A 21,068-nucleotide genomic window follows, 5' to 3' on the forward strand; every position below is an offset into this window, starting at 1 on the left:
AAAATAAAAAAATATAAGTATGCTATAATGTTAATATAGTTATTTGGTAATTAAGGAAGGGATTGGATGTAATGATTGAAATTACGAATGTGTCAAAAAGTTATAATGGGTCTACCTATGCAGTAAAAGATTTAAGTTTATCAGTGCCTAGCGGAGAAATCTTTGGATTTTTAGGACCGAATGGTGCGGGTAAATCAACGACAATTAAGATGATTACTGGTATTCATGGGGTGGACAAAGGGACGATTACGATTAACGGTATAGATATTATGAAAAATCCGATGGAAGCGAAAAAGACGTTTGGTTATGTGCCAGATAGCCCAGATATGTTTTTGCGATTAAAGGGAATTGAATATTTAAACTTTATGGCAGATATGTATGAAGTGCCGAAAGAAGTACGACAAGAACGAATTGAGTCTTTAGCGAAGAAATTTGATCTTTACAATGCGTTATCGGATCAAATTCAAAGTTACTCGCACGGTATGAGACAAAAAATCGTTATTATTGGTGTGCTCGTGCATGAGCCAGATGTATGGATTTTAGATGAACCGTTAACAGGGCTTGATCCGAAATCTGCATATATTTTAAAAGAAATGATGAGAGAACATGCGAATAAAGGAAAGATTGTATTTTTCTCTACACACGTATTAGAAGTGGCAGAAAAATTATGTGACCGCGTCGCGATTATTAATAAGGGGAATTTGCAGTTCAAAGGGAATTTAGATGAAATGAGAGATCATTTTAAATCCAATGAATCACTTGAAAAAATGTTCTTGGAGATGACGGGCAATGAGTAAAATTTGGGCGTTAACGAAAGTATTATTGAAATTAAATTATGCAGATTTTATAACAGATAAGAAGAAGCGATGGGCGTACGTATTTTCATTTGCAGCTATTTTATTTGTCGGCTTTTTAATATTTGGTTCTATCACGCACGGAATGTATGAAGGTATGAAGCATTTAGGGCAAGACCCAGGGATGATTATCGCGATGGGACTTGCGATTGCGAGTATATGGGTATTTTTAATGAGTATAACGAACATTTTAACTGTATTTTACTATAGTAATGACATTGAAATGTTATTGCCGTTACCATTGAAACCAGCCCAGATTATTTCGGCAAAATTTTTAACAGTATTAATTACACAATACGTAATGAGTTCATTCATTTTATTACCAATCTTTATTACGTACGGGTTAAAAAGTAGCGCATTTATTACCTATTACATATATATGATTTTTATTTACTTACTCTTCCCGATTGTGCCATTAGTATTAGCTTCATTACTGATGACAGTTATTATGAGGTATACAAATATAGCGAAAAATAAAGATCGAGGCAATATATTTATTGGAATCGTAAGTATACTATTTATTGTAGGAATTAATGTGTTTTTACAGTGGAAAAATAAAAGCTCGTTTTCTGAAGATGCAATTGCGGATTACCTTGCAAACAACCAGTCTTCTCTTTTAGTACAAATGACAAACTATTTTCCAACTACATATTTTGGAGCAGTAGCATTAGTAGAAAATGCAAATTGGAAGGGTCCTTTATACGTAATCATCTTTGCAGTTATTTCATTTGTATTTTTTGTGTTGTTTTATTACATTGCAGAGCGTACATATTTAAAAGGGGTTATTGGACTTTCAACGAGTACAGCAAAAAAAGAAGTCATTTCAGCAGAAGGCTTACAGAAATCTACGGTACAAAGTTCACATTTGAAAGCATATGTGAAAAAAGAATTTAAAACGTTATTCCGTACACCACAATTTTTCTTAAATTGTATCGTACAAACTTTCGTTATGCCGATTATGTTGTTCTTCATTTTATTCGTGCAAGATGGGAATTTAAAATGGATCACGGGATATATTGATAATCCAAAATCAGCAGGTCTTGCAATTGGTGTTGGCCTTTGTGCCTCTCTATTTTTAATGGGAAGTAACGTCATCGCAACAACTTCATTCTCACGTGATGGAAGCTCTTGGTTTGTGAATCGTTATTTACCAGTAAAAGCTTCGGATATCTTTTTTGCGAAAGCGATCACTGCTTGGTTAATTAATGTAATTATTTTAGCAGTGTTCGGTATTACGATGGCAGTTGTAGCGGGAATTTCTCCAGTATTTATGGTTCTTTGGTTCTTATTAAGTGCGAACGGTTTATTGTTAATTAATTTAATCGGCACACGCTGGGATGCACAAACTGCAGATATACATTGGGATACAGAGCAGAAATTATTTAAGAGTCGCTATACAACTTTGTGGAATTTTTTAGCTAATATTTTAATAGCTTTAGTTATTGTTGCGGGAGTAGGTTTATTATACTTCTTCCTTCAAGTAGGACTGTGGGTTATGTTTATCGTTTTATTTGTAATGTTTACGATTGTAAATTATATCTTTATTAAAATTTTAAAATTAGGTGCAGAACGTATATTGTCAAATATTGAATAAATAGATAGATCCTCTGTATTCGTGCAGAGGATTTATCCATAGATGGAGGAGAAAAGGTGAAGAAAATAGCAATTGTAACAGGGGCAACTCGTCTGAATGGAATTGGTGCAGCTGTATGCAAGGTGCTTGCTCAAGAAGGGATAGACATTTTTTTCACGTACTGGTCTCAGTATGATAAAGCGATGCCGTGGGGAATGCATGACAAAGAGCCCTTTTTGTTGAAAGAGGAGATTGAAAGTTACGGTGTTCGATGTGAAATGGCAGAAATCAACTTATCGCAGTCGTATTCGCCCAATCGTTTGTTTTATATGGTATCAGAACGGTTAGGCGATCCATCTATTTTAATTAATAATGCAGCGTATGCTACTCATACGAGAATTGAAGAATTAAATGTAGAACAGTTAGATAAACATTATACAGTAAATGTTCGAGCTACTATGTTATTAAGTTCATTATTTATAAAACATTATGCAAGCAAGGCGAGTGGCAGTATTATTAATCTTACTTCAGGGCAGTCACTCGGGCCAATGCCTGATGAACTAGCATACGTAGCGACGAAAGGGGCAATTGAAGCATTTACAAAATCAGTAGCACCAGTTGCGATGGAGAAGGGGATTACAGTAAATGCTGTTGATCCAGGACCGACGAATACAGGATGGATTACAGAGGAGCTGAAGCATCACTTAGTATGGAAGTTTCCACAAGGTAAAGTAGGAGAACCGGTGGATGCTGCGCGCTTAATTTCTTTTTTAGTCAGTGAAGAAGCAAAATGGATTACGGGGCAAGTTATTCATTCGAATGGTGGTTACTCATAAATATATTATGTTAACAATTATTGAGAAACAAAAAAACGAAAGAAAATTTTATTTTTTTGTGTAAATAAAATGTCAAGAAAGATAAAAATTTGATAGAAGAGTATATCGTTATATAAGGATCGTAATTCTTCATATGACAATATACTCTTTTTCTTTTAGTAAAGAGAAGGAAAATGAAGTAGAAGAAACTCGAATATTCAAATTGATTTATCAGTTTTTGTACGTATTATTATGAAGATTACTGTCGGAAAGATGGTGATTCGTATGAAAAGGGATTTTTTAAGGGGAAATCGAATCGTAAAGGGGAGGATAAAAACGTAAACATAGGGGGATTTATATGAAAATGAAAAAGGTCGCTATCGCATCGATAACAATTGGTACAATGCTTACTATGGCAGCTTGTAGTCCATCAGCAGATAAAGAAACAGAAAAGAAAGAGCAAGTAACAGCGCAAAATGAAGGAGAAGTAAAAACGACAAGTGCAGATGAAGCGTCAAAAACAACGAAAGATACTGAAAAAGAAACAAATACTTCTTCCAACGAAAAAACAGATAAAGGTGCAAAAAATACGAAAGAATCATCAGGAACAGAAAGTAACGGTAAAACGTCAACTCAAAACGAGAATGTAAAAACAAAAGAAAAAGAGACGACAGGAAAAACAAATGATCAAACGACTAGTGGGAAAACAACAGATCAAAGTACAAGTGCAAACTCAGACGGAAAAACAACGAAAGATCCGAAGAAAAACGTAGCGGTGAAAACAAATGTAAAAGAAGTTGCGGCATTAATTGATAGCTTAGACAAGCAATTAGCTGCTAATCCGAAATTAGAAACAGTAAATAAACTTGGAAAACAAATTAATGCAAAGTGGGATGTAATTGAGAAAGAGTTAGAAACATCACACCCAGCTGAATCTAAAACAATTGGACAAAGTATGTATCCGTTAATTGTAGGAGCGGAGAAAGAAAAGATAGATATTAATAAAATGAAATCATTAACGACGAAAACGAAAAAAGATTTAAATCAATTATTAACAAAACTTTCGTAGTTTCAAAAGCCTACTTGTGGGAGTAGGCTTTTTTTATGTGGAGAGTGTAATGAAGGTTTATGGGAATCATAATGAAAAAGGATGGTGATAAAAATGACAATCGATCGAATTTGTACAATTGGGCCAGCAAGTAATAATAAAGAAACGTTAGCGCAGTTAATAAGCAATGGTATGAAAATTGTTCGGCTAAATTTATCACATGGGACGCATGAAAGTCATAAAGATATCATTCGTTTAGTGAAATCGTTAGATGATTCTATTAAAATTTTAGGCGATGTACAAGGTCCTAAAATAAGGTTAGGTGAAATAAAAGGAGAACAAATTACACTTCAGGCGGGAGATTCTTTTATTTTGCATACGCAACCAGTTACAGGGAGTAGTACGGAAGCAAGTGTTGATTATGAAGGAATCGCGAATGATGTGAAAGTTGGAAGTAGAATTTTAGTTAATGATGGTGAAGTTGAGTTAATCGTTGAGAAAGTAAGTACGGATAAAATAGAAACGAAGGTGAAAACAGGTGGTAATATCTCATCTCATAAAGGGGTGAACTTACCAGGCGCAATCGTTCGTTTACCAGCTATTACAGAGAAAGATAAAAAAGATATTCAGTTTCTTTTAGAAGAAGGTGTTGATTTTATTGCATGTTCTTTCGTAAGAAAACCTAGTCATATAAAAGAAATACGAGATTTTATACAACAGTATAAAGAAACGTCACCTAATTTAATTGCAAAAATAGAAACGATGGAAGCGATCGAGAATTTTCAAGATATATGTAAAGAAGTAGATGGAATCATGATTGCAAGGGGAGATTTAGGAGTTGAGTTACCGTTTCAATTTATTCCGCTCTTGCAAAAAATGATGATTCAGGAATGCAATCGAACGAATACATATGTTATTACAGCGACCCAAATGCTTCAATCTATGGTAGATCATTCGATTCCAACAAGGGCTGAGGTAACTGATGTGTTTCAAGCTGTACTGGACGGAACGAATGCTGTTATGCTTTCTGCTGAAAGTGCTTCAGGAGAGCATCCAGTTGAAAGTGTGAGTACACTACGTCTCGTTTCTGAATTTGCTGAGCATGTGAAACAAGACGGTCCTTTTGTGATGAAAGATGTACTGGAATTGCTGCATAAATCTTTGGGTGAGTGAAAAATAAAAAGAGGGCGGATATGTATCCGTCCTCGTGTGTTTCATTCTATTCTTGCTCTTGCTCATCCAAAATCTTTTCAAACGCAGCAGATACTTTCTCAAATTCCTCGTCATTTTCAATGTATGAGAATTCACTATCTTCTTCTACTTTTAAAAAGAAAATATCAATGTCTTCCTCGGTTTCTGTTTGGATATCTTCAACAAAGGCAACGGCAATATATTCTGCGCCTTCGACATCCATCGCTCCGAGCACTTCTACTTCTTGCTCTTCGTTATTCTCATCACTAAGCGTAAACACTTCGCCAACTTCAATATCAGACATATTCATTCTCCTCCTGTCCAACTCTAATAAATAGAGTGTTTAAACTGCATACATACTAATATAGTTTTCCATGAAAAACCAATTTCATACATAGGAAAAATTAAATTCTACTTCTTTCGTATGGGTATGCAGCTATAAGGAGCGCATGTTATCTTATTAAATCCATTCAACAATTGCATCCATAGTCTGTCTTGTTTTATCACGCTTTGGCTCTTCTTTACGGTAACCAAAAGCAACCATAACTGATACTTCAACATTATCGTCTTTTATAATGCCTTCTTGACGAAGTAAAGAATCTACTTTCTCTTTATCAAATCCTTCTATTGGACAAGAATCAATACCGATTTGAGCTGCGCTCGTCATCATATTACCTAAAGCAATATAAGTTTGCTTAGATGCCCAATCAAATACAGCACGATCGGATTGTAATAAGTTAAAATCTGTCTCCTGGAACTTTTTGAAAAATTCATATCTAATTTTTTGAGTGTCTTCAGGTAATTCAATAATATCATTCATCATATGTTTAATATACTCTGCATCATAATGCATATCTTTAATGTTTCTTGAAAGAACAATGACAAAGTGACTAGCTGTTGCAAGTTGCCCACCAGCGCCCCATGAATACGGTTGTAGTTTTTCTCTTAATTCTTTATTTTGTACGACAATAAATTTCCAAGGTTCATATCCAAAAGAAGAGGGAGATAATCTGCCTGTTTCTAAAATGAAATGAAAATCTTCTTCTGAAATTTTGTGCATGGGATTGAACTCTTTACATGCGTGTCTGAAATGAAAGGCCTCCATAATTTTCTCTTTTGTAATTTCTTTTGTATTTGTCATAAAAGTTCCTCTTTTCATTAATTTATTTTGTAAGTAAATTATATTTTTAAAGTAACATAGATACAAGTACGCACATTTATGTGTTATAGTATCAAAAAAGATACTATTGGTGAGGAAGGGATTTATGATGGATTGTTCAAACGAAAATAATATAAATTACCCGTTTTTAAATAAATATTCTTGTCCAGTGGAAGCTATGGTTGAGGTTATTGGCGGAAAATGGAAAGGAGTTATTTTGTATCATTTATTAGATGGTACAAAGAGGTTTAATGAATTAAAAAGATTAAAACCTAATATCACACAAAGAATGTTAACATTGCAGCTGAGGGAACTCGAAGCAGATGGTATCATACATCGTGAAGTGTACCGTGAAGTGCCTCCGAAAGTAGAATATTCATTAACAGAGCTTGGTGAATCACTACGTCCAATCATTCTATTAATGATGGAATGGGCGACTCATAATATGGAGAAAGTTTTGGAGAGTAGAAATAAGAAAAATAATAGGTAAGAGTTGTAGAAATAAAAGGTGTCTTCCATACGTGAAGACACCTTTTATTTCTGTATTTTTACTTTTTAACTTCAACTGCTGAAGTTGGAATGGCAGCCAAGTTTGCAGTTTTACCATACCAATCAGCATGTTTAAAAACAACACCTTTTCCATATCCTTCAGTTGAAGTACGTTCCCATAGCGTTGTTGAATAGCTAGCAGTAGGGGATGCTGTACTTACGGAAGAAATTTGATTTTGCCAACTAGGAGACAAGTTTTTATAACCGCTACTTAGAGAAAAATACTCGCTACCTTGATTTGTACGTTTATAGAAGTCTGTACTACCAGGGCCGCTTCCTTCAACCCCAAGGAGAGGGATTGTATGATTCAACCTTTGTTTATCTTTTTCAATAAAAGCTTCTAGACTTTCTTTGCTCGAAAATCCATAAGATAACCAGTCTCCATTTTGATTTTGTTTCGGTAGAACTAAAGTTATTTTTATGTCTTCCTTTGATGGAGCATCCAATTGGTTAAACGAATCTACAGTCTTTTCATCTACAGTTACATATTCGAAAGAGGTAATTGAATAATCCTTTTCGGTACTAGCTGATACTGACCCCATTCCGCCAGTTAATGCTGAAATGGCTACCACTGCACCTACTATCCATTTTTTAAGCATGAATTCCTCTCCTTTACACTTAGTTTTTTACATAACTAAAATGTATGATAATTTGAATGTTTTATAAATGTTTAGAAATTTATAAAAATTAAACAGAATATTCTTTTATTGGTCTGGAGTAAGGAGGGTAATTTAAAAAAGGATTTACTTAAAAAGTAAATCCTTTTTGGGTGTTAGCAATAAAGTTATTGTGTAAATTTTTCAATTTGCTAACTGACTTCAAAACTCTACTGATTAAAGTTTCATTTTATCCAGCTATGAATCATACACTTCTTTTGCATTTGTAGAAGCTGCATCTAATAAAAGGAAAACAGCTGCTATCATATGTAGAACGATTACTATATAAGGAAAGAAGGCAACTAGAGTAACGATAATACCGATATAATGAGGGTACGTATTCATCGATGCTTTTTTAGATAATAAAATAGTAGTGATATGTAAAGCAATTAATAGTAGTAAAGGTATCCCATATAGGTTAACAAGACTTGGAAATACATAATAACAAGGAAGTAATAAAAGATGATAGATCCCTGTAGTCCACTTTAGTGTTTGTATGTAGGCTTTCAAAGTGAATCCTCCTAAAATAGTTCATATCTATATATTACCAAAAATAATAGGTGATTGGATAATTAAATAATTTTGGTTTTAGTATAATATAATTATTTTATGTTAACTAATTGTTTCGTTATCTATAAAATAGAAAAACAGATTCAATGAGGAGAGGGGCTTTATCTATATTAATTAAATAGTAAGGAAGAAACATGTAACCAGATTATTGAGTTAATCGCAGTTGTCTAAAAACTTGTATACGTGATTCTATAAAGGTATAAAAGGGATTTTCGTTTAGGGCATAATACATCCATAGTTTTAAGGGAACAGTAATTCAAAACTCAAAACAATGGAGGTTATCATAATGAACAAAGTACTTTTTTCTTTCTTATGCATATGTTGTTTCGTAATTGGAAGTTCTTTCACTGTTCATGCTTTTTCTCCAAAGCATTTACCGATTTCTCAAACGTCAGATCGATGGAAAATAGAAATTAAGCAACCTGATAAAAAAACTGGTTTAGTTACATCTAAAAAGGATGTTTTTGATACGTATGGTTTCGAGGTTCAAGATATTGGGAAGGACGCTTATCATGTAACCGTTGAAGTATTTCGAAATGAACCAGATTCTCAAACGAAGTATGAACTTTTCACTTCTAAAAAAGATCATGTGTTAAGTAAAGAAATTGCTTTTAATCATGCGAATTTTCCTATATCCGTTCAGTCTAATGAACTTGAAGTTATTATAACTTGGCAAGAAAAGCCTTCTAAAGTGTTGGAAAATGGACAAAAAGACTGTGAGGCGGAAAGAAAGTATAAACAGACATTTATATTTAAACAAAATTAAATTGTGCGAAAAAACTCCATTATTTTTAATGGAGTTTTTTATTTTAACATTTACATTTTGAAAACACTTCACAATCATAACGTAGCAGGCGTATTAAAATACTTATTTAGTGTATTGTCTTTTAAAGAAGAAAGCGGAACCTTCACCTCACTACCTTCCTTCATATTCCGCAGCATAGCGGTTTCTGTACTAAGTTCTTCTTCTCCAATAATAAGCACATAAGGGATATTTTCTTTATTGGCATAATTCAGGGCACGTTTTAATTTGCGTCCTGCTAGTTCGAGTTCGATTTTTAAGGAAGTGGTGGAACGTAATTGCTGGGCAAGTTGTAAGCATTGTAACTCAGTCCCAAGCGGGATGATAAATAGATCCGCTGTAGATGAGATTGTTTCTTTCTGCGATAGTGCTGTATAAATAACGTCTAAACCGAATGAAATACCGACTGTTGGATAGTTCATGTTATCGCCACGGAATGCTCCAATAATATTATCGTAACGACCACCGCTACCGATGCTAGATGTAATCGAGCCATCTTTTAAAAAGATTTCATATACAGTACCTGTGTACATTGTCAGTCCTCGTGCTAAAAATGGATTAAATATCGTATTCTCATTTATTCCAAGAGCGATTAAATATTGCTGTAATTGTTGTAATTCGTTTACCCCATCTGCAACGAGTGGATTATTGAAAGCTTCTTTAAAGTCAGCAATTGAAAGCTGTAGACAAGATAATACGGTATTACATATCGTATCAGCCATTTCTTCAGAAATTCCGCGCTCAAGTACATCTTTCCGTACACCATCAATCCCAATCTTTTCGATTTTGTCTAATGATAAAATGACGTCACTCGTTCGTTCAGTAGGGATGTTAATAGACTGGAGAATACCGTTCAACAATTTTCGGTTATTATATTGGATCGTTACTTCTAAGTTTAACGTTCGGAACAGTTCAAACGCCATGCTCATAAGTTCCGCTTCTGCCATGACAGATTCAACACCGACAATATCAACGTCACATTGTATAAACTCACGAAATCTCCCTTGTTTAATAGGGCCATCTCGAAATACTTTCCCAATTTCATACCGTTTAAAAGGAAGGCGGATGTTCGGATTCATTGCCACAACTTTTGCGAATGGAATAGTCAAATCGTAACGTAAGGCAAGTGCGCGTTTTCCTTGATCTTGAAGCGTATATATTTCTTTTAATATTTCATCGCCACCTCCGTACTTGTAAGACATAAGCTCATACATATTTAATGTCGGCGTTTCTAACGGTTTACAGCCATAACGTTCAAACGTATCCTCGCACGCTCTTTTAATTTTATTTCGCAGCACTTGTTCTTCTGGTAAATAGTCTTTCGTTCCTTTTACATTTCTCATTTCCATCATAATCACTCCTTTTTAAATTAAAAAAAGCTATGCAGGTATAAAAATACCCACATAGCTTTATGAACGCTTCGTGGGTCAACAGGAAAAGCCCTGTACCCACGAAGAAAAATTTTTCTTCGGATACACGGCGTTACGTATGATGATGAAGTTGGAAAGAAGTATTAAAATTTTGCATTACAAATCTCTCCTTAACATAAGTTTTTCCAAATTATATCAGATGATTTTTGAATTATCAATATTTTTAGTTTTGAAAAATACGTGAAGTTATGTAGGAGAAATGGAAAAGGGTGTATAATAAAACTTAATAATATGAAATAACTTTTTAAGGAGAACGTTATGAAAAAAGATAAAACAAATGCGATGCGAATATTAGATAAAGAAAAAATTGAATATTCGATGATGTCATATGATCCAGACGATGGAAAAATTGATGGCGTATCAGTAGCCGAGAAAATTGGACGAGAAGTGAGAGAAGTATATAAAACGTTAATCGCTCAAGGAAATAGTAAAAATTATCATGTGTTTATCATCCCGGTAGATGAGGAACTAAATTTAAAAGCTGCCGCAAAAGCAGTAAGTGAAAAGAAAATTGAAATGATTCCTGTTAAAGATATTACGAAAGTGTCAGGATACATTCGCGGCGGTTGTTCACCAGTTGGAATGAAAAAGCTATTTTCTACATGTATTGATGAAAGTGCCCAATCACTTGAAACGATGATTGTAAGTGGAGGGAAAATTGGCGTGCAAATTGAGCTTAAAGTAGATGACTTGGCGAAAGTGACGAGAGCGCAGTTTGGTGAGGTAACGAAGTAATGATACATAGGGAAAGAAGTTTTAGTTTTATTAAGTTTAGATAAGAAGTTATAGGATAGTTAGTCCATTATGGGGCTGATTATCCCTTTTATTTACATACCTATATTAAAATGAATAAAGATCGAATATTCAGTTTGAAATAGACTATAATATGAATCATTTGTTTGGCTTTGGGAGGAGGACAATGCCTCCTTACAAGGAATTTAAATAAACAAGAGTTACCCTTAAAGATAGCCAAAGGTCTGGAGAGTGTTTTAATGAGGTTTCAAAAAATACCCATAAGAAAGCATATATTGGGGATGCTAGTATTTTTAAAAAAAACCACGCATAAGAGTATGCAAGATTTTATACAGTTTTTTAGCTAATCCAGTAACAAACAAGAACCATAAAACAATACCAGAATAGGAATGTATAGAATATGTATAGATTCATAGAACTAAAAAAGAAGGTTCTCCTTTTTCCATGCTACTGATAATGAGACGTTATGTTAACCTGATATGTATAGAATATACAACCAAAATCAAACAATAAATTACTTGTTTTAAATAGTAAAATAATAAATAGTAGTTTCTAAATAATGCCTTTAGAAACTACTATTTATTACATAGATGTTGCCGGAAAAAGAAATGAAAGAAAAAAATAAGGGAGGGACATATATGGATTACATTAACTATTTAAGAAATATGGTGGGTCATGAAAAAGTGATTATGGTCTCCGCGGGAGTAATTGTATTCGATAGAGAAAATCGCATATTACTACAAAAACGAACAGATAACGGATATTGGGGTCACCCAGGTGGTTTTATGGAGTTAGGAGAAACCATACAAGATACAGCAAGAAGAGAAGTATTTGAGGAAACAGGACTTGAATTAGGGAAACTGGAATTTTTCGATATCCACTCTGGACCTAAATACGAAAGAACACTTTCAAATGGCGATCAAGTTTCCGTGTTCAAAGTTTTGTTCACTTGTTATGAATTTGAAGGAGAACTATTAGAATCGAGTAGCGAATCCCTAAATAATCACTTTTTTTCACTCAAAAATCTACCAAAAAAGTTAGTTCCTCAACATAAAGAAATTTTTAAAAGTCTATTGTCCCATAAAAAACCACCAAACATAAAGTAAATACTAGCACAGTTAAATTACCTCATAACTTCCGTTTTCACTGATTATGTGAATATGAACCCCTCCAGATTGCTTTACTGGAGGGGAGTTTTATAGGATTCCAGATATATTGAATCCTGATAATGATGCGTTATGTTAACCCCGCATGAATACCCTATTCATACAAATTTGCACAAAGTTGTCTTTCCTGATGGTACAATTAAAATCACGGAGGGATGTTATGGGAATTTTTTATGTAATACCACTTTTTCTTATATTTGGCACTGCAACATTTTTATTTATCAAGTCTGGTTCACCAAAAATTAAAGATAAAAACTTATCATTAATAATGATCTTTCTAGGGATAAATCTAATTACAATTCCAATGGCTTATTTGGTAGGTTCGTTTGTTTCTTATACACATGAGGCGTCAACAGAATTTACATATAATAATCCACTTTATTTTTGGAAAGGATTTTTCTTTATTCAAATAATACCGCTTTTCGTGCTATTTGTAGCTTTAATATGGTGGTTTATCCGTAAGGACAAAGAAAAAATCGACACATAGAATTTTAAAATGACTTCCGCTAACGAAAGTTATGTAAATAAGCTGTTCACTAGATTCTCATAGAAAACTGTGGTGAGATAAAATTTTTGATTTTGCAGCACTTCAAAATCTTAACTAGAGTGCTAGTATCGGTACCCCACAATAAAAAGGCAGGAACATATCAAATATGTTCCTGCCTTTCATTTTAGAGAGATGTTTCCTAACAGTTGATTTTGTTAACGAAAGTCGACTTTAAATCCATATTTTGTGTGAAATAAAAGCATATAATAAAAGTATGAGGTGATGATGTGAAGGAGATAAACATTCATAAAATAATTGCGGATAAGAGAAAAGAAAAGGGAATTACGCAGGAAGAGTTAGCGATGTATATTGGTATTACGAAGGCATCTGTTTCCAAATGGGAGACAGGGCAGAGTTATCCGGATATTACATTTTTACCACTGTTAGCATCGTACTTTAACATAAGTATTGATGAACTAATTAGTTATACACCACAAATGGAGCAGGAAGATATTAAGGATTTATATCATAGACTAGCGGAAGCTTTTAGTGAAAAACCATTTGATGAAGTAATGATGGAGTGCAGGAAAATCATAAAAAAATATTATTCTTGTTTTCCATTATTAATTCAAATAGGAATACTTTTTATTAATCATCACATGTTAACGGAGGACACGGATAAAAGAATTGAAATGTTAGAAGAAGCAATGTATCTCTTTAGCAGGGTTCAGGAAGAAAGTGATGATGTTTCTCTTGTAAAAGAGGCGGTATCGTTTCAAGCAACTTGCTATCTTATACTCAATAAACCGAATGAAGCATTGCAATTGCTTGGTGAAACGATACGTCCTAACGTTCCAGAGGAAGATTTAATCGCACAGGCGTATCAAATGCTTGGAAATACTAAAAAGGCGAATGAAATAATGCAAATTAGCATGTATCAACATTTAATACAACTCGTTGCGACAATACCGAATTATGTAGTAGTAAATGCCTCAAGCGTTGAAAAAGTAGAGGTGATTTTGAATAGAGCTTTTATGTTAATAGATATATATGAAATAGAAACATTACATCCTAATATGACTTTAAAAGTATACTATGCTGCTGCGCAAGTATATTGTATGCAAGGGAATTTTGAAAAGGCGTTAGAAATGTTACGTAAATATGTAACGGTTTGTGCGGCAAGCTTCACAGTAAATAGTCTGCATTTACACGGTGATTCCTATTTTGATGCGATTGATGGATGGTTTGCAGAGTTTCCACTCGGCGCTAAAACAGTTAGAAATGAAGAGATTATAAAGCGAAGTATGTTACAAAGTATTGCAGAGAATCCAGTTTTTGCTCCAATGAAAGATGTAAGAGAGTATAAAAATATAATAACGAGTTTGAAATTTAAATTGGATATAAAAGAATAGGGGGACAAAATGATGACTTTTGATGAATATGAAGTAGCGATCAATAGTGAGTTTACTTTGCAAGGTACACTCACTAAACCGAAAGCTGACGGGAAGTATGCGGCTATTGTCATTATCGCGGGATCTGGAGAGATTGATCGTGATGGAACGATCGTACCACTAAAGCTTGAGGCGAACATATATAAAGATTTAGCGCATGTAATGGCGAGACTTGGGGTAGTGACGCTCCGCTTTGATAAACGCGGAGTAGGAAAGAGTGACGGAGAATTTCTGAAGACTGGAATGTGGGATTTAGTTAGTGATATAGAGTCTACGATTACGTATTTAAAAGAACAACCATTTGTTAATCCGGAAAATATCATTTTAGCTGGTCATAGTGAAGGCTGTATGTTAGCAACTGTAGTAAATGCAAGAACACCAGTTAATGGACTCATCCTTCTTACAGGAGCTGCGGAATCGTTAGAAGAAGCTACGAAAAGACAAAGAGAGATTGCTTATAAAGAATTAAAAGAACAAAAAGGAATAAAGGGAAAACTAATGCGCCTTCTCAATGTGGAGAAACGTGGAGAAAAGCAGATGGAAAAAATAAAAGAGAAAATGATGAATACAGAAAAAGATACGATTAAAGTTGGTTTTAAACCGATGAATGCAAAATGGTTTAGAGAGCATTTTCAGCATGACATTTATAAAGACTTACAACAAGTAACATGTCCAGTGCTAGCTATCGCTGGTGATAAAGATATTCAGGCTGACCCTGAAAGAGCTAAGCGGATCAGTGATTATGTGAAAGGTGATTCTGAAGTATATGTAATAAAAAATATGGATCATAGTTTGAAAGTTTTTGAAGGTGAGTTTAAAGCATTAGATTTTAAAAAGAATTATGAAGAAGGAGCAAGAAAGCCACTTCATCCAGAGCTGGAAGAAATAATTATAAATTGGATGGCATCATATTTTATCCCAGGTAGTAGGACTCTTACATCAAAATTAGGTGAATATGAGGAAGATGGAAGGGAGAGTAACTGCCTATAAAAGACGGACTGGTGTGGGGGAATGGTAGGTGTAAGTACTTCTGTAGTTTCAAACATATTCCCCTGATTGTAGGTTCTATAAATACCCTATAAATAATCCAGGCTATTTAATATTAGGAGGAAGCCAACTATACACATAATCCATGACAGAGCTGATCCTGTACTATTAGCGATTTTCACTCGAATTCTCTCGAGAGGTTTTTGCATCCATCGACCAAACAGGAGATAGAAGAGAAACAGCAAGAGAGAGGGCAATACCATGATCAAGTTGTATCCAGCTAAAATAGAAGACCATTCTACCCATGATAGATTAGACGTAGTCAGTATACCAATTGCCGCAAAATAAGGAAATGCAGTACCCGCTTCAATTAATGTAGTAGTGAATCCTAGTGCAATCATTGAAAAAATACTTTTTGTTTTTGGTGAAGGGATCTCTGAATTTTTCTTAGGTGGAATATAGAAGCTTGCAATGAATAATATGACACCAATAATGAAGAACGACCAGCTTACGATTCGGTTTTGAAATAAGCTAGAAATAAACTTAAACAAAAAATCTAATCCTAACATGAGTGAAACGCCAACAGCAAAATAAAATCCTGCTACCGTCAATAAATAAACGAATAAACGTTTCGTGAGACGCTCTTTATCTGTTAAAAGTAGATATATTGTTACTCCTATTGTAGTAGGGCTTAGCGTGTCTAATATAGCTAATCCGCCTATTAGGAGAAGTTGCTCTGTACCCATTGTGCTTTCCCCCTTATTCCGGCTCAGGATTATTTTTTTTAGTCATAAAAATGGCATATGCCTCGTTCATAAACTGAAGCACATCTTGATCGATTGGATATAAACTAAGTTTCTCTGATTGTTCGGGAGCCATCCTTATCTCCCAAAGCTTATTTAGAAATTCATCCTCACCTTCAAATTCTTCTAAGCGTTTTTCCTCCATTCGTCTTATGATATTTTGAACTTTCGTTGCTTTTGGGCCATCCTTCATATAACGCTTTAACTGGCCGATGAGAGCAATCCATTCGAGTGAATCAGAACAGTCACTTGCCATTTTAGGAACCTTTTCCAATAGTTTTATTTCTTTTTCTTTAAATACAGATTCGCGATAATACTGTTGTATTTCTTTATCTTTGCTGGATAATTGCATGATTTTTTGAATCGCGATCCAGCTTTCTTCTCCCTCTAACGCAATTCCATTTATCATTTCTCGTAAGGATAATTCTATTTTCTTTAAATGTTCCTGCTCATTTATTACATAAGATAATTGGCTCTTTAAACTATCCGACCAATCCCACTCATTGAAGTCGAGCATATGTTTAATCTCTTGTAACGGAAATCCAACCTTTTTTAAAAATTGAACTTGCTGAAGTTTTTTTATTTCTTCATTTGTATATAAACGATGGCCACCCTCTGTTTTGGATGCTGGTTTTAATAATCCGATTTTATCGTAATAACGCAGTGTTCTTACTGTAACGCCTGTCAGTTCTGCAACTTTATTAATGTGTATCAACTGATAAACCTACCTTTCTGTACGTTAAGATTTTATCTTTAACGATTATTTTCTTATTTCGCTTCTAACCTTCTTTACTAAGAAGATTTTTAAGTAAGTAGCCTGCTCCTAATCCAATTAGTGCACCAGGAAATCCATGATCCAGTAGCAGTCCAATACCTGCACCTATAATGACACATCCATAAATAATAATATCGCCCTGTTTCATATGAAAACCTCCTATTTTTCTAATTTCTTTTATGAAATTGCGAAATAGTAGCTACTTAACAGTATATAAAATGACCCAACGTCAACTTCAAGTGTTTTTAATTATTATTAATACAGTTATATAAACCTTTAAAGCGCCCTCTAACGGAAGAATTAATTTCAAAATATTTTGCGGGCTTATCGTTCCAAAATATTTATACTAAAATATATAATACGGGGGTGTGGTTAATGGGTAGAAAGATTAGTTTTAATAAAGAGCAAGCTTTAAATAAAGCTATGTATTTATTTTGGGAGAAAGGTCATAAGCCGAGCTACTCTCTACGATAGTTTTTGAGGTAAGGATGCACTATTTAAACTAGCTGTGGAACATTATAAAAACTTTGGTGCCTTAGCATACAAAATTCACGTATTGTTCTTGCTATCCTGAGGTGAAATGGGAGGGAATGTCTTTTGAGAAGCATGCCTGTAAAGTTATTTTTTAAATCAATCCTATTTTTTTTCTTATGCGGTATTGTTGTTTATTCTATATTTCAGATTATGTTTGTCTGGAGTGCTTCGACAGGATTAGGAAGGGATGATATAGTCGGATTTTCTGATAATAAGTATGTAATTGGTCGTCCACCTGTTAGCTATAATTTATATAAAAAAGATAGTGGGGAAACTATATTAGATAATGTTATTGGTTATAAAAAAGGAAAAACGAAAAGCTATGTTCGGAATGAAATCGAATTTGTAGTGATAAATGAGATAAAGGGTAGCTATGAATTGTATAAAATAGAAAAGGCTTCAGAAAAGGATATAGAACGGCTGAAAGAAATGCAGAAATTAGAATGAAAGGGGCTATTTGAAGGATAAAAATGCTATTGGGTTGAAATAAAATTTAATAAAATACTAACTTCAGAATTTTTCATTTTTAACAAACTTAATTGGAATTTTACAAATGCACACATATTATTGTTAAATCTAAAAAATGGTTTAGACTGATAACTGAGTTTTATTTCATGAAAAAAGTCAGCATAAAAATAAAGCATTAGGAGTTCAGTCCCATGTCTATCAAACTAATTAAAGTTTCTTTTTCAGGGATAGAAAGGAAATGAAATCATGGAAAAATCAATAAATAGTGAATTGATTGGAATGTTTATCTTTAATGAAACTTTACATACATATGAACAAAACGAAGGAAAAGTACATTGGGAATTGGATGTTAGAAATGAGCGTGTACAAGTACATGAAATGCTGAAAAGAGCAGAAAAGCTTTATGTATGTTTAGAGGAATTTGATAAAAAAGCTAAGCTTGCTATAGCGGAAGAATTAATAGAGTATAAAAATGATTTTTGGCCTGAATATGATGAGAATGATGAACATTTAGATTGGGATGCTGTAGATGCAGGAGAATATGATATGACGAAAGAAACATTTGAGCAATCTATTACTCTTATGGACATTGTAATGAGAGAAAATGATATATATTGTGAATACAATGATGGAGATGTATTTGGTGGCCATAGAATCCATGCTTCTTTTGACAATGAGTACAATTTATTAGCTGCAGAGATTTAGCTTTGAGAGATGCAAGTGAAAAGGATTGATTACTATAATCAATCCTTTTTTTCATTATTATAAGATAACGGTGAAATAATAGGGAGAAAGTTTCATAGTTTTAATACGGTCCCCACTCAATATTCACGCCAACAATAAGAAAAATAAGTCCAATAATAAACCAAATGAATGCAAGTGGAGCCATAAATCGAATCCATTTTCCATAAGAAATACCGCTCGCTGCGAGAACGCCCATTAAAACACCGGAAGTTGGATTGAGGCAGTTCACTACACCTTCGCCGAGCATAACAGCTTGTACTGTAACTTGGCGTGTAATGTGCATGAAATCAGCTAACGGAGCTAATATCGGAATAAAAATAACAGATTCACCTGTACCGGATGAAATAAGGAAATGTAATGCGGCACTACTTACATACATACCGATTACGCCAAATACCGGGCTTTGTCCTTCGAGAGACTGTGCGAGTTGGTTAACGATTGTATCAAGTAATTTTCCTTGTTCTAAAATGACTGAAATACAACGAGCCATTCCGACGATCAAAGCACCGTATATGAGATTTTGGCAGCCTGCTAGAAAAGTAGAAGCGATATCGTTTGCTTTCATACCACCTATTATTCCCGCTGTAATTGCGATGAAAATAAAGGTAGCGGTCATTTCTGCGTCCGTCCAATGTAGACGAAAAGCGCCTATTAAAAATGCAATTAATGATAAAGCTGCAACGAGTAAAATTAATTTATGACGTATTGTCCAAGGAACTTCTGTTTTCTGTGCCTCTTTTCCACTTGAAAGAGCATTACTTGGAAACCAGTTGTCGCCGAGTATGCTTCCTTTATTCGATTTTTTTAAGCGTTTTATATACCAATTAATATATATAATGGTAGCCAATAAAAAAGAGATATAAATTGCCGTACGTAAACCAATTCCCGAAAACATCGGAAGTTCTGCGATTTTTTGTGAAATGCCTAAAGGTGAGGGAGATAAAATAGTAGCATTAAAACCAGCATAAGTGCCTAAATATATAATTGCTACGCCGACGATAGCATCCCATTTCAATGTGCGTGCAACGATGATGCCGATGGGGATAAAGCCGATAACTGAGTTAACGATAATGCCAGTCGTTCCGAGAATGGAAAAGAGTGCGGCGACAATACAAATGAAAAGTAATTGCTGATTACGAAATTTGTTAATAACATGATAGATTAAACCGTCAAGAGCGCCTGTTTTTTCAAGAATGGCAATAGCCCCGCCCGTAAATAAAATTAAGAAGATGATCGGAGCAGCAAGTGTCATTCCTTTTTCAATAGCGGTAAAAAAAGAAACAAATCCTACCGGCGATTGTGGAACAGAATGATAACTTCCTGGTATTGTCGTTGTAACAGTACCGTTTGTAACTCTTTTAAACTCTCCAGCAGGAACGAAATAAGTAGCTATTGCACATAGTAAAGCAATAAAAAATAGTAGTACGTACGCGTCAGGCATTTTAAACTTTCGTTTACTCGGCTGCTTTTTTACCTCGGTATGTAATTGCATAAAAAACCTCCTTTTTCACTTAGTTAATTTTTAATATTCTGAAACTTATCTGTGAAATAGATTATAATAAAGGTAGCTTCCTAAGGCAATAGTTTTTCTATCCTTTTCCCGCAATACAAATTCTTGCAACATGAGACAGGGAAACGAAAAGAATCCAAGAATATGTTATATAGAAAGAATAAGGAAAAGAGGGGAAAAAGATGTGGAAAACTACGGATTTATGTGATGAGTTTGAAAAGGAATTACAAATATGTCGCCAGTCTTTTCGATCTTTTGGGAAGAAAGAACAATTTTATGGGAAAATTGCAACAGTAAAAGTGAAGGATGATAATGTACTAGTGAAGGAAGGATTGCAAACACTGCCAGAAGGAACGGTATTAGTTGTTGATGGGGGAGCGTCTACGAATTGTGCGTTACTCGGTGATAATTTGGCAGCTATTGCGGAGGAAAGAAAGCTAGCAGGAATTATTGTATATGGATACGTTCGTGATTCTAGTGAACTAAAGAATATAAATATAGGTATTTTAGCGTTAGGGACAATGCCGAATAGAAGTGTAAAAGAAGGGAAAGGAGAACGAAATATTTCATTGCAATTTGGGCAAGTTGAATGGAAGCCGAATGAATATGTGTATGTGGATGAAGATGGCGTCATTATTAGTGAAAAGAGTTTGCATCGTTAAAGGCTAGTAAGTTACTATTCTTAGAAAATAAATCCGATAAAGCATGGACAAAATTCTTTGTCAATAGTAAAATAATACAGA

The 21,068-nt window shown here is 34.1% G+C and carries 24 protein-coding genes and 1 pseudogene; 16 read left to right on the forward strand and 9 right to left on the reverse strand.

The genetic code is table 11. The annotated features are described in order from the left end of the window. The first annotated feature begins 71 nt into the window (after positions 1–71). The 5 genes from FH036_RS01005 (at position 72) to FH036_RS01025 (ending at position 5,463) form a co-directional block, all read left to right on the forward strand. Positions 72–797, forward strand: coding sequence for an ABC transporter ATP-binding protein (locus FH036_RS01005; RefSeq protein WP_139895173.1), 726 nt, complete (start codon positions 72–74; stop codon positions 795–797). Next, a complete protein-coding gene (locus FH036_RS01010) occupies positions 790–2,448 on the forward strand; it encodes a putative ABC transporter permease subunit (RefSeq protein WP_139895174.1) in 1,659 nt (552 codons plus the stop codon). The genes FH036_RS01005 and FH036_RS01010 overlap by 8 nt, the downstream gene beginning before the upstream one ends. Positions 2,449–2,504: 56 nt before the next feature. Continuing rightward, positions 2,505–3,263 carry an SDR family oxidoreductase gene (locus FH036_RS01015; RefSeq protein WP_044793188.1) on the forward strand — a complete coding sequence of 253 codons (759 nt, stop codon included), beginning with the start codon at positions 2,505–2,507 and terminating at the stop codon, positions 3,261–3,263. Between the two features lie 337 nt (positions 3,264–3,600). Next, on the forward strand, positions 3,601–4,311 hold the full coding sequence (locus FH036_RS01020) for a hypothetical protein (protein ID WP_044793186.1): 711 nt from the start codon (positions 3,601–3,603) through the stop codon (positions 4,309–4,311). Between the two features lie 81 nt (positions 4,312–4,392). Continuing rightward, positions 4,393–5,463 (forward strand): pyruvate kinase, encoded by a 1,071-nt coding sequence (locus tag FH036_RS01025; protein ID WP_080776538.1) that lies wholly within the window; start codon positions 4,393–4,395, stop codon positions 5,461–5,463. Positions 5,464–5,509: 46 nt separating this feature from the next. Here FH036_RS01025 and FH036_RS01030 read toward each other — a convergent pair whose 3' ends face one another. Together FH036_RS01030 and FH036_RS01035 are read right to left on the reverse strand one after the other, a co-directional pair. Next, positions 5,510–5,791, reverse strand: coding sequence for a DUF1292 domain-containing protein (locus tag FH036_RS01030; protein ID WP_001997837.1), 282 nt, complete (start codon positions 5,789–5,791; stop codon positions 5,510–5,512). Positions 5,792–5,941: 150 nt separating this feature from the next. Beyond that, positions 5,942–6,640 carry an NAD(P)H-dependent oxidoreductase gene (locus FH036_RS01035; protein ID WP_138321556.1) on the reverse strand — a complete coding sequence of 233 codons (699 nt, stop codon included), beginning with the start codon at positions 6,638–6,640 and terminating at the stop codon, positions 5,942–5,944. Positions 6,641–6,749: 109 nt separating this feature from the next. Here FH036_RS01035 and FH036_RS01040 point away from each other — a divergent pair, with 109 nt between their 5' ends. Then, complete coding sequence (locus FH036_RS01040) at positions 6,750–7,130, forward strand: winged helix-turn-helix transcriptional regulator (protein WP_139895175.1); 381 nt, start codon at positions 6,750–6,752, stop codon at positions 7,128–7,130. Positions 7,131–7,188: 58 nt separating this feature from the next. On the opposite strand, the gene FH036_RS01045 is transcribed toward FH036_RS01040, so the two are convergent. Both FH036_RS01045 and FH036_RS01050 read right to left on the reverse strand, forming a co-directional pair. Further along, a complete protein-coding gene (locus FH036_RS01045; protein ID WP_139895176.1) occupies positions 7,189–7,788 on the reverse strand; it encodes a hypothetical protein in 600 nt (199 codons plus the stop codon). 255 nt (positions 7,789–8,043) lie between these two features. Beyond that, on the reverse strand, positions 8,044–8,355 hold the full coding sequence (locus FH036_RS01050; protein WP_139895177.1) for a hypothetical protein: 312 nt from the start codon (positions 8,353–8,355) through the stop codon (positions 8,044–8,046). Between the two features lie 346 nt (positions 8,356–8,701). On the opposite strand from FH036_RS01050, the gene FH036_RS01055 reads away from it, so the two are divergent. Beyond that, positions 8,702–9,181 carry a hypothetical protein gene (locus FH036_RS01055; RefSeq protein WP_044793180.1) on the forward strand — a complete coding sequence of 160 codons (480 nt, stop codon included), beginning with the start codon at positions 8,702–8,704 and terminating at the stop codon, positions 9,179–9,181. A gap of 74 nt (positions 9,182–9,255) precedes the next feature. Here FH036_RS01055 and FH036_RS01060 read toward each other — a convergent pair whose 3' ends face one another. Next, entirely contained in the window at positions 9,256–10,569 is a 1,314-nt protein-coding gene (locus FH036_RS01060) for a histidine--tRNA ligase (RefSeq protein ID WP_373995677.1), read from the reverse strand. A 336-nt stretch (positions 10,570–10,905) separates the two neighbouring features. On the opposite strand from FH036_RS01060, the gene ybaK reads away from it, so the two are divergent. From ybaK to FH036_RS01090, 5 genes are all read left to right on the forward strand, one after another. After that, entirely contained in the window at positions 10,906–11,382 is a 477-nt protein-coding gene (gene ybaK, locus FH036_RS01065; RefSeq protein ID WP_139895179.1) for a Cys-tRNA(Pro) deacylase, read from the forward strand. A 656-nt stretch (positions 11,383–12,038) separates the two neighbouring features. Then, positions 12,039–12,506, forward strand: a complete 468-nt coding sequence (locus FH036_RS01075; RefSeq protein WP_114555585.1) for an NUDIX hydrolase — start codon at positions 12,039–12,041, stop codon at positions 12,504–12,506. Positions 12,507–12,726: 220 nt separating this feature from the next. Further along, positions 12,727–13,053 carry a hypothetical protein gene (locus FH036_RS01080; protein WP_139895180.1) on the forward strand — a complete coding sequence of 109 codons (327 nt, stop codon included), beginning with the start codon at positions 12,727–12,729 and terminating at the stop codon, positions 13,051–13,053. 287 nt (positions 13,054–13,340) lie between these two features. Continuing rightward, positions 13,341–14,465 carry a helix-turn-helix domain-containing protein gene (locus FH036_RS01085; RefSeq protein WP_000659029.1) on the forward strand — a complete coding sequence of 375 codons (1,125 nt, stop codon included), beginning with the start codon at positions 13,341–13,343 and terminating at the stop codon, positions 14,463–14,465. A gap of 12 nt (positions 14,466–14,477) precedes the next feature. Next, positions 14,478–15,494 (forward strand): alpha/beta hydrolase family protein, encoded by a 1,017-nt coding sequence (locus tag FH036_RS01090; protein WP_000141800.1) that lies wholly within the window; start codon positions 14,478–14,480, stop codon positions 15,492–15,494. Between the two features lie 86 nt (positions 15,495–15,580). On the opposite strand, the gene FH036_RS01095 is transcribed toward FH036_RS01090, so the two are convergent. The 3 genes from FH036_RS01095 to FH036_RS26950 all read right to left on the reverse strand — a co-directional run bounded on the left by FH036_RS01095 (position 15,581) and on the right by FH036_RS26950 (position 17,217). Further along, positions 15,581–16,237 carry a GAP family protein gene (locus FH036_RS01095; RefSeq protein ID WP_000536414.1) on the reverse strand — a complete coding sequence of 219 codons (657 nt, stop codon included), beginning with the start codon at positions 16,235–16,237 and terminating at the stop codon, positions 15,581–15,583. A gap of 13 nt (positions 16,238–16,250) precedes the next feature. Then, positions 16,251–17,009, reverse strand: coding sequence for a MerR family transcriptional regulator (locus tag FH036_RS01100; RefSeq protein ID WP_000581353.1), 759 nt, complete (start codon positions 17,007–17,009; stop codon positions 16,251–16,253). A gap of 64 nt (positions 17,010–17,073) precedes the next feature. After that, positions 17,074–17,217: a hypothetical protein gene (locus FH036_RS26950; RefSeq protein ID WP_000808927.1), complete on the reverse strand. Its 144-nt coding sequence runs from the start codon at positions 17,215–17,217 to the stop codon at positions 17,074–17,076. A gap of 227 nt (positions 17,218–17,444) precedes the next feature. Here FH036_RS26950 and FH036_RS27595 point away from each other — a divergent pair. The 3 genes and pseudogenes from FH036_RS27595 to FH036_RS01115 all read left to right on the forward strand — a co-directional run. Then, positions 17,445–17,547 (forward strand): annotated as a pseudogene (locus FH036_RS27595) (TetR/AcrR family transcriptional regulator); the annotation flags it as partial. A 128-nt stretch (positions 17,548–17,675) separates the two neighbouring features. After that, the gene (locus FH036_RS01110; RefSeq protein WP_012644490.1) at positions 17,676–18,050 is read left to right on the forward strand and encodes a hypothetical protein; all 375 of its coding nucleotides are present in this window, start codon (positions 17,676–17,678) and stop codon (positions 18,048–18,050) included. Positions 18,051–18,317: 267 nt separating this feature from the next. Continuing rightward, the gene (locus FH036_RS01115; protein ID WP_000415699.1) at positions 18,318–18,776 is read left to right on the forward strand and encodes a DUF2262 domain-containing protein; all 459 of its coding nucleotides are present in this window, start codon (positions 18,318–18,320) and stop codon (positions 18,774–18,776) included. A gap of 100 nt (positions 18,777–18,876) precedes the next feature. Here the strand turns inward: FH036_RS01115 and FH036_RS01120 are convergent, their stop codons facing one another. Beyond that, positions 18,877–20,307, reverse strand: coding sequence for a YfcC family protein (locus tag FH036_RS01120; RefSeq protein ID WP_001175953.1), 1,431 nt, complete (start codon positions 20,305–20,307; stop codon positions 18,877–18,879). A gap of 200 nt (positions 20,308–20,507) precedes the next feature. Here FH036_RS01120 and rraA point away from each other — a divergent pair, with 200 nt between their 5' ends. Beyond that, complete coding sequence (gene rraA, locus FH036_RS01125) at positions 20,508–20,987, forward strand: ribonuclease E activity regulator RraA (protein WP_000266050.1); 480 nt, start codon at positions 20,508–20,510, stop codon at positions 20,985–20,987. Positions 20,988–21,068: the final 81 nt, after the last annotated feature.

This window comes from Bacillus sp. CD3-5 (genome assembly GCF_006349665.1).
Taxonomy (GTDB): Bacteria; Bacillota; Bacilli; order Bacillales; family Bacillaceae_G; genus Bacillus_A; species Bacillus_A paranthracis.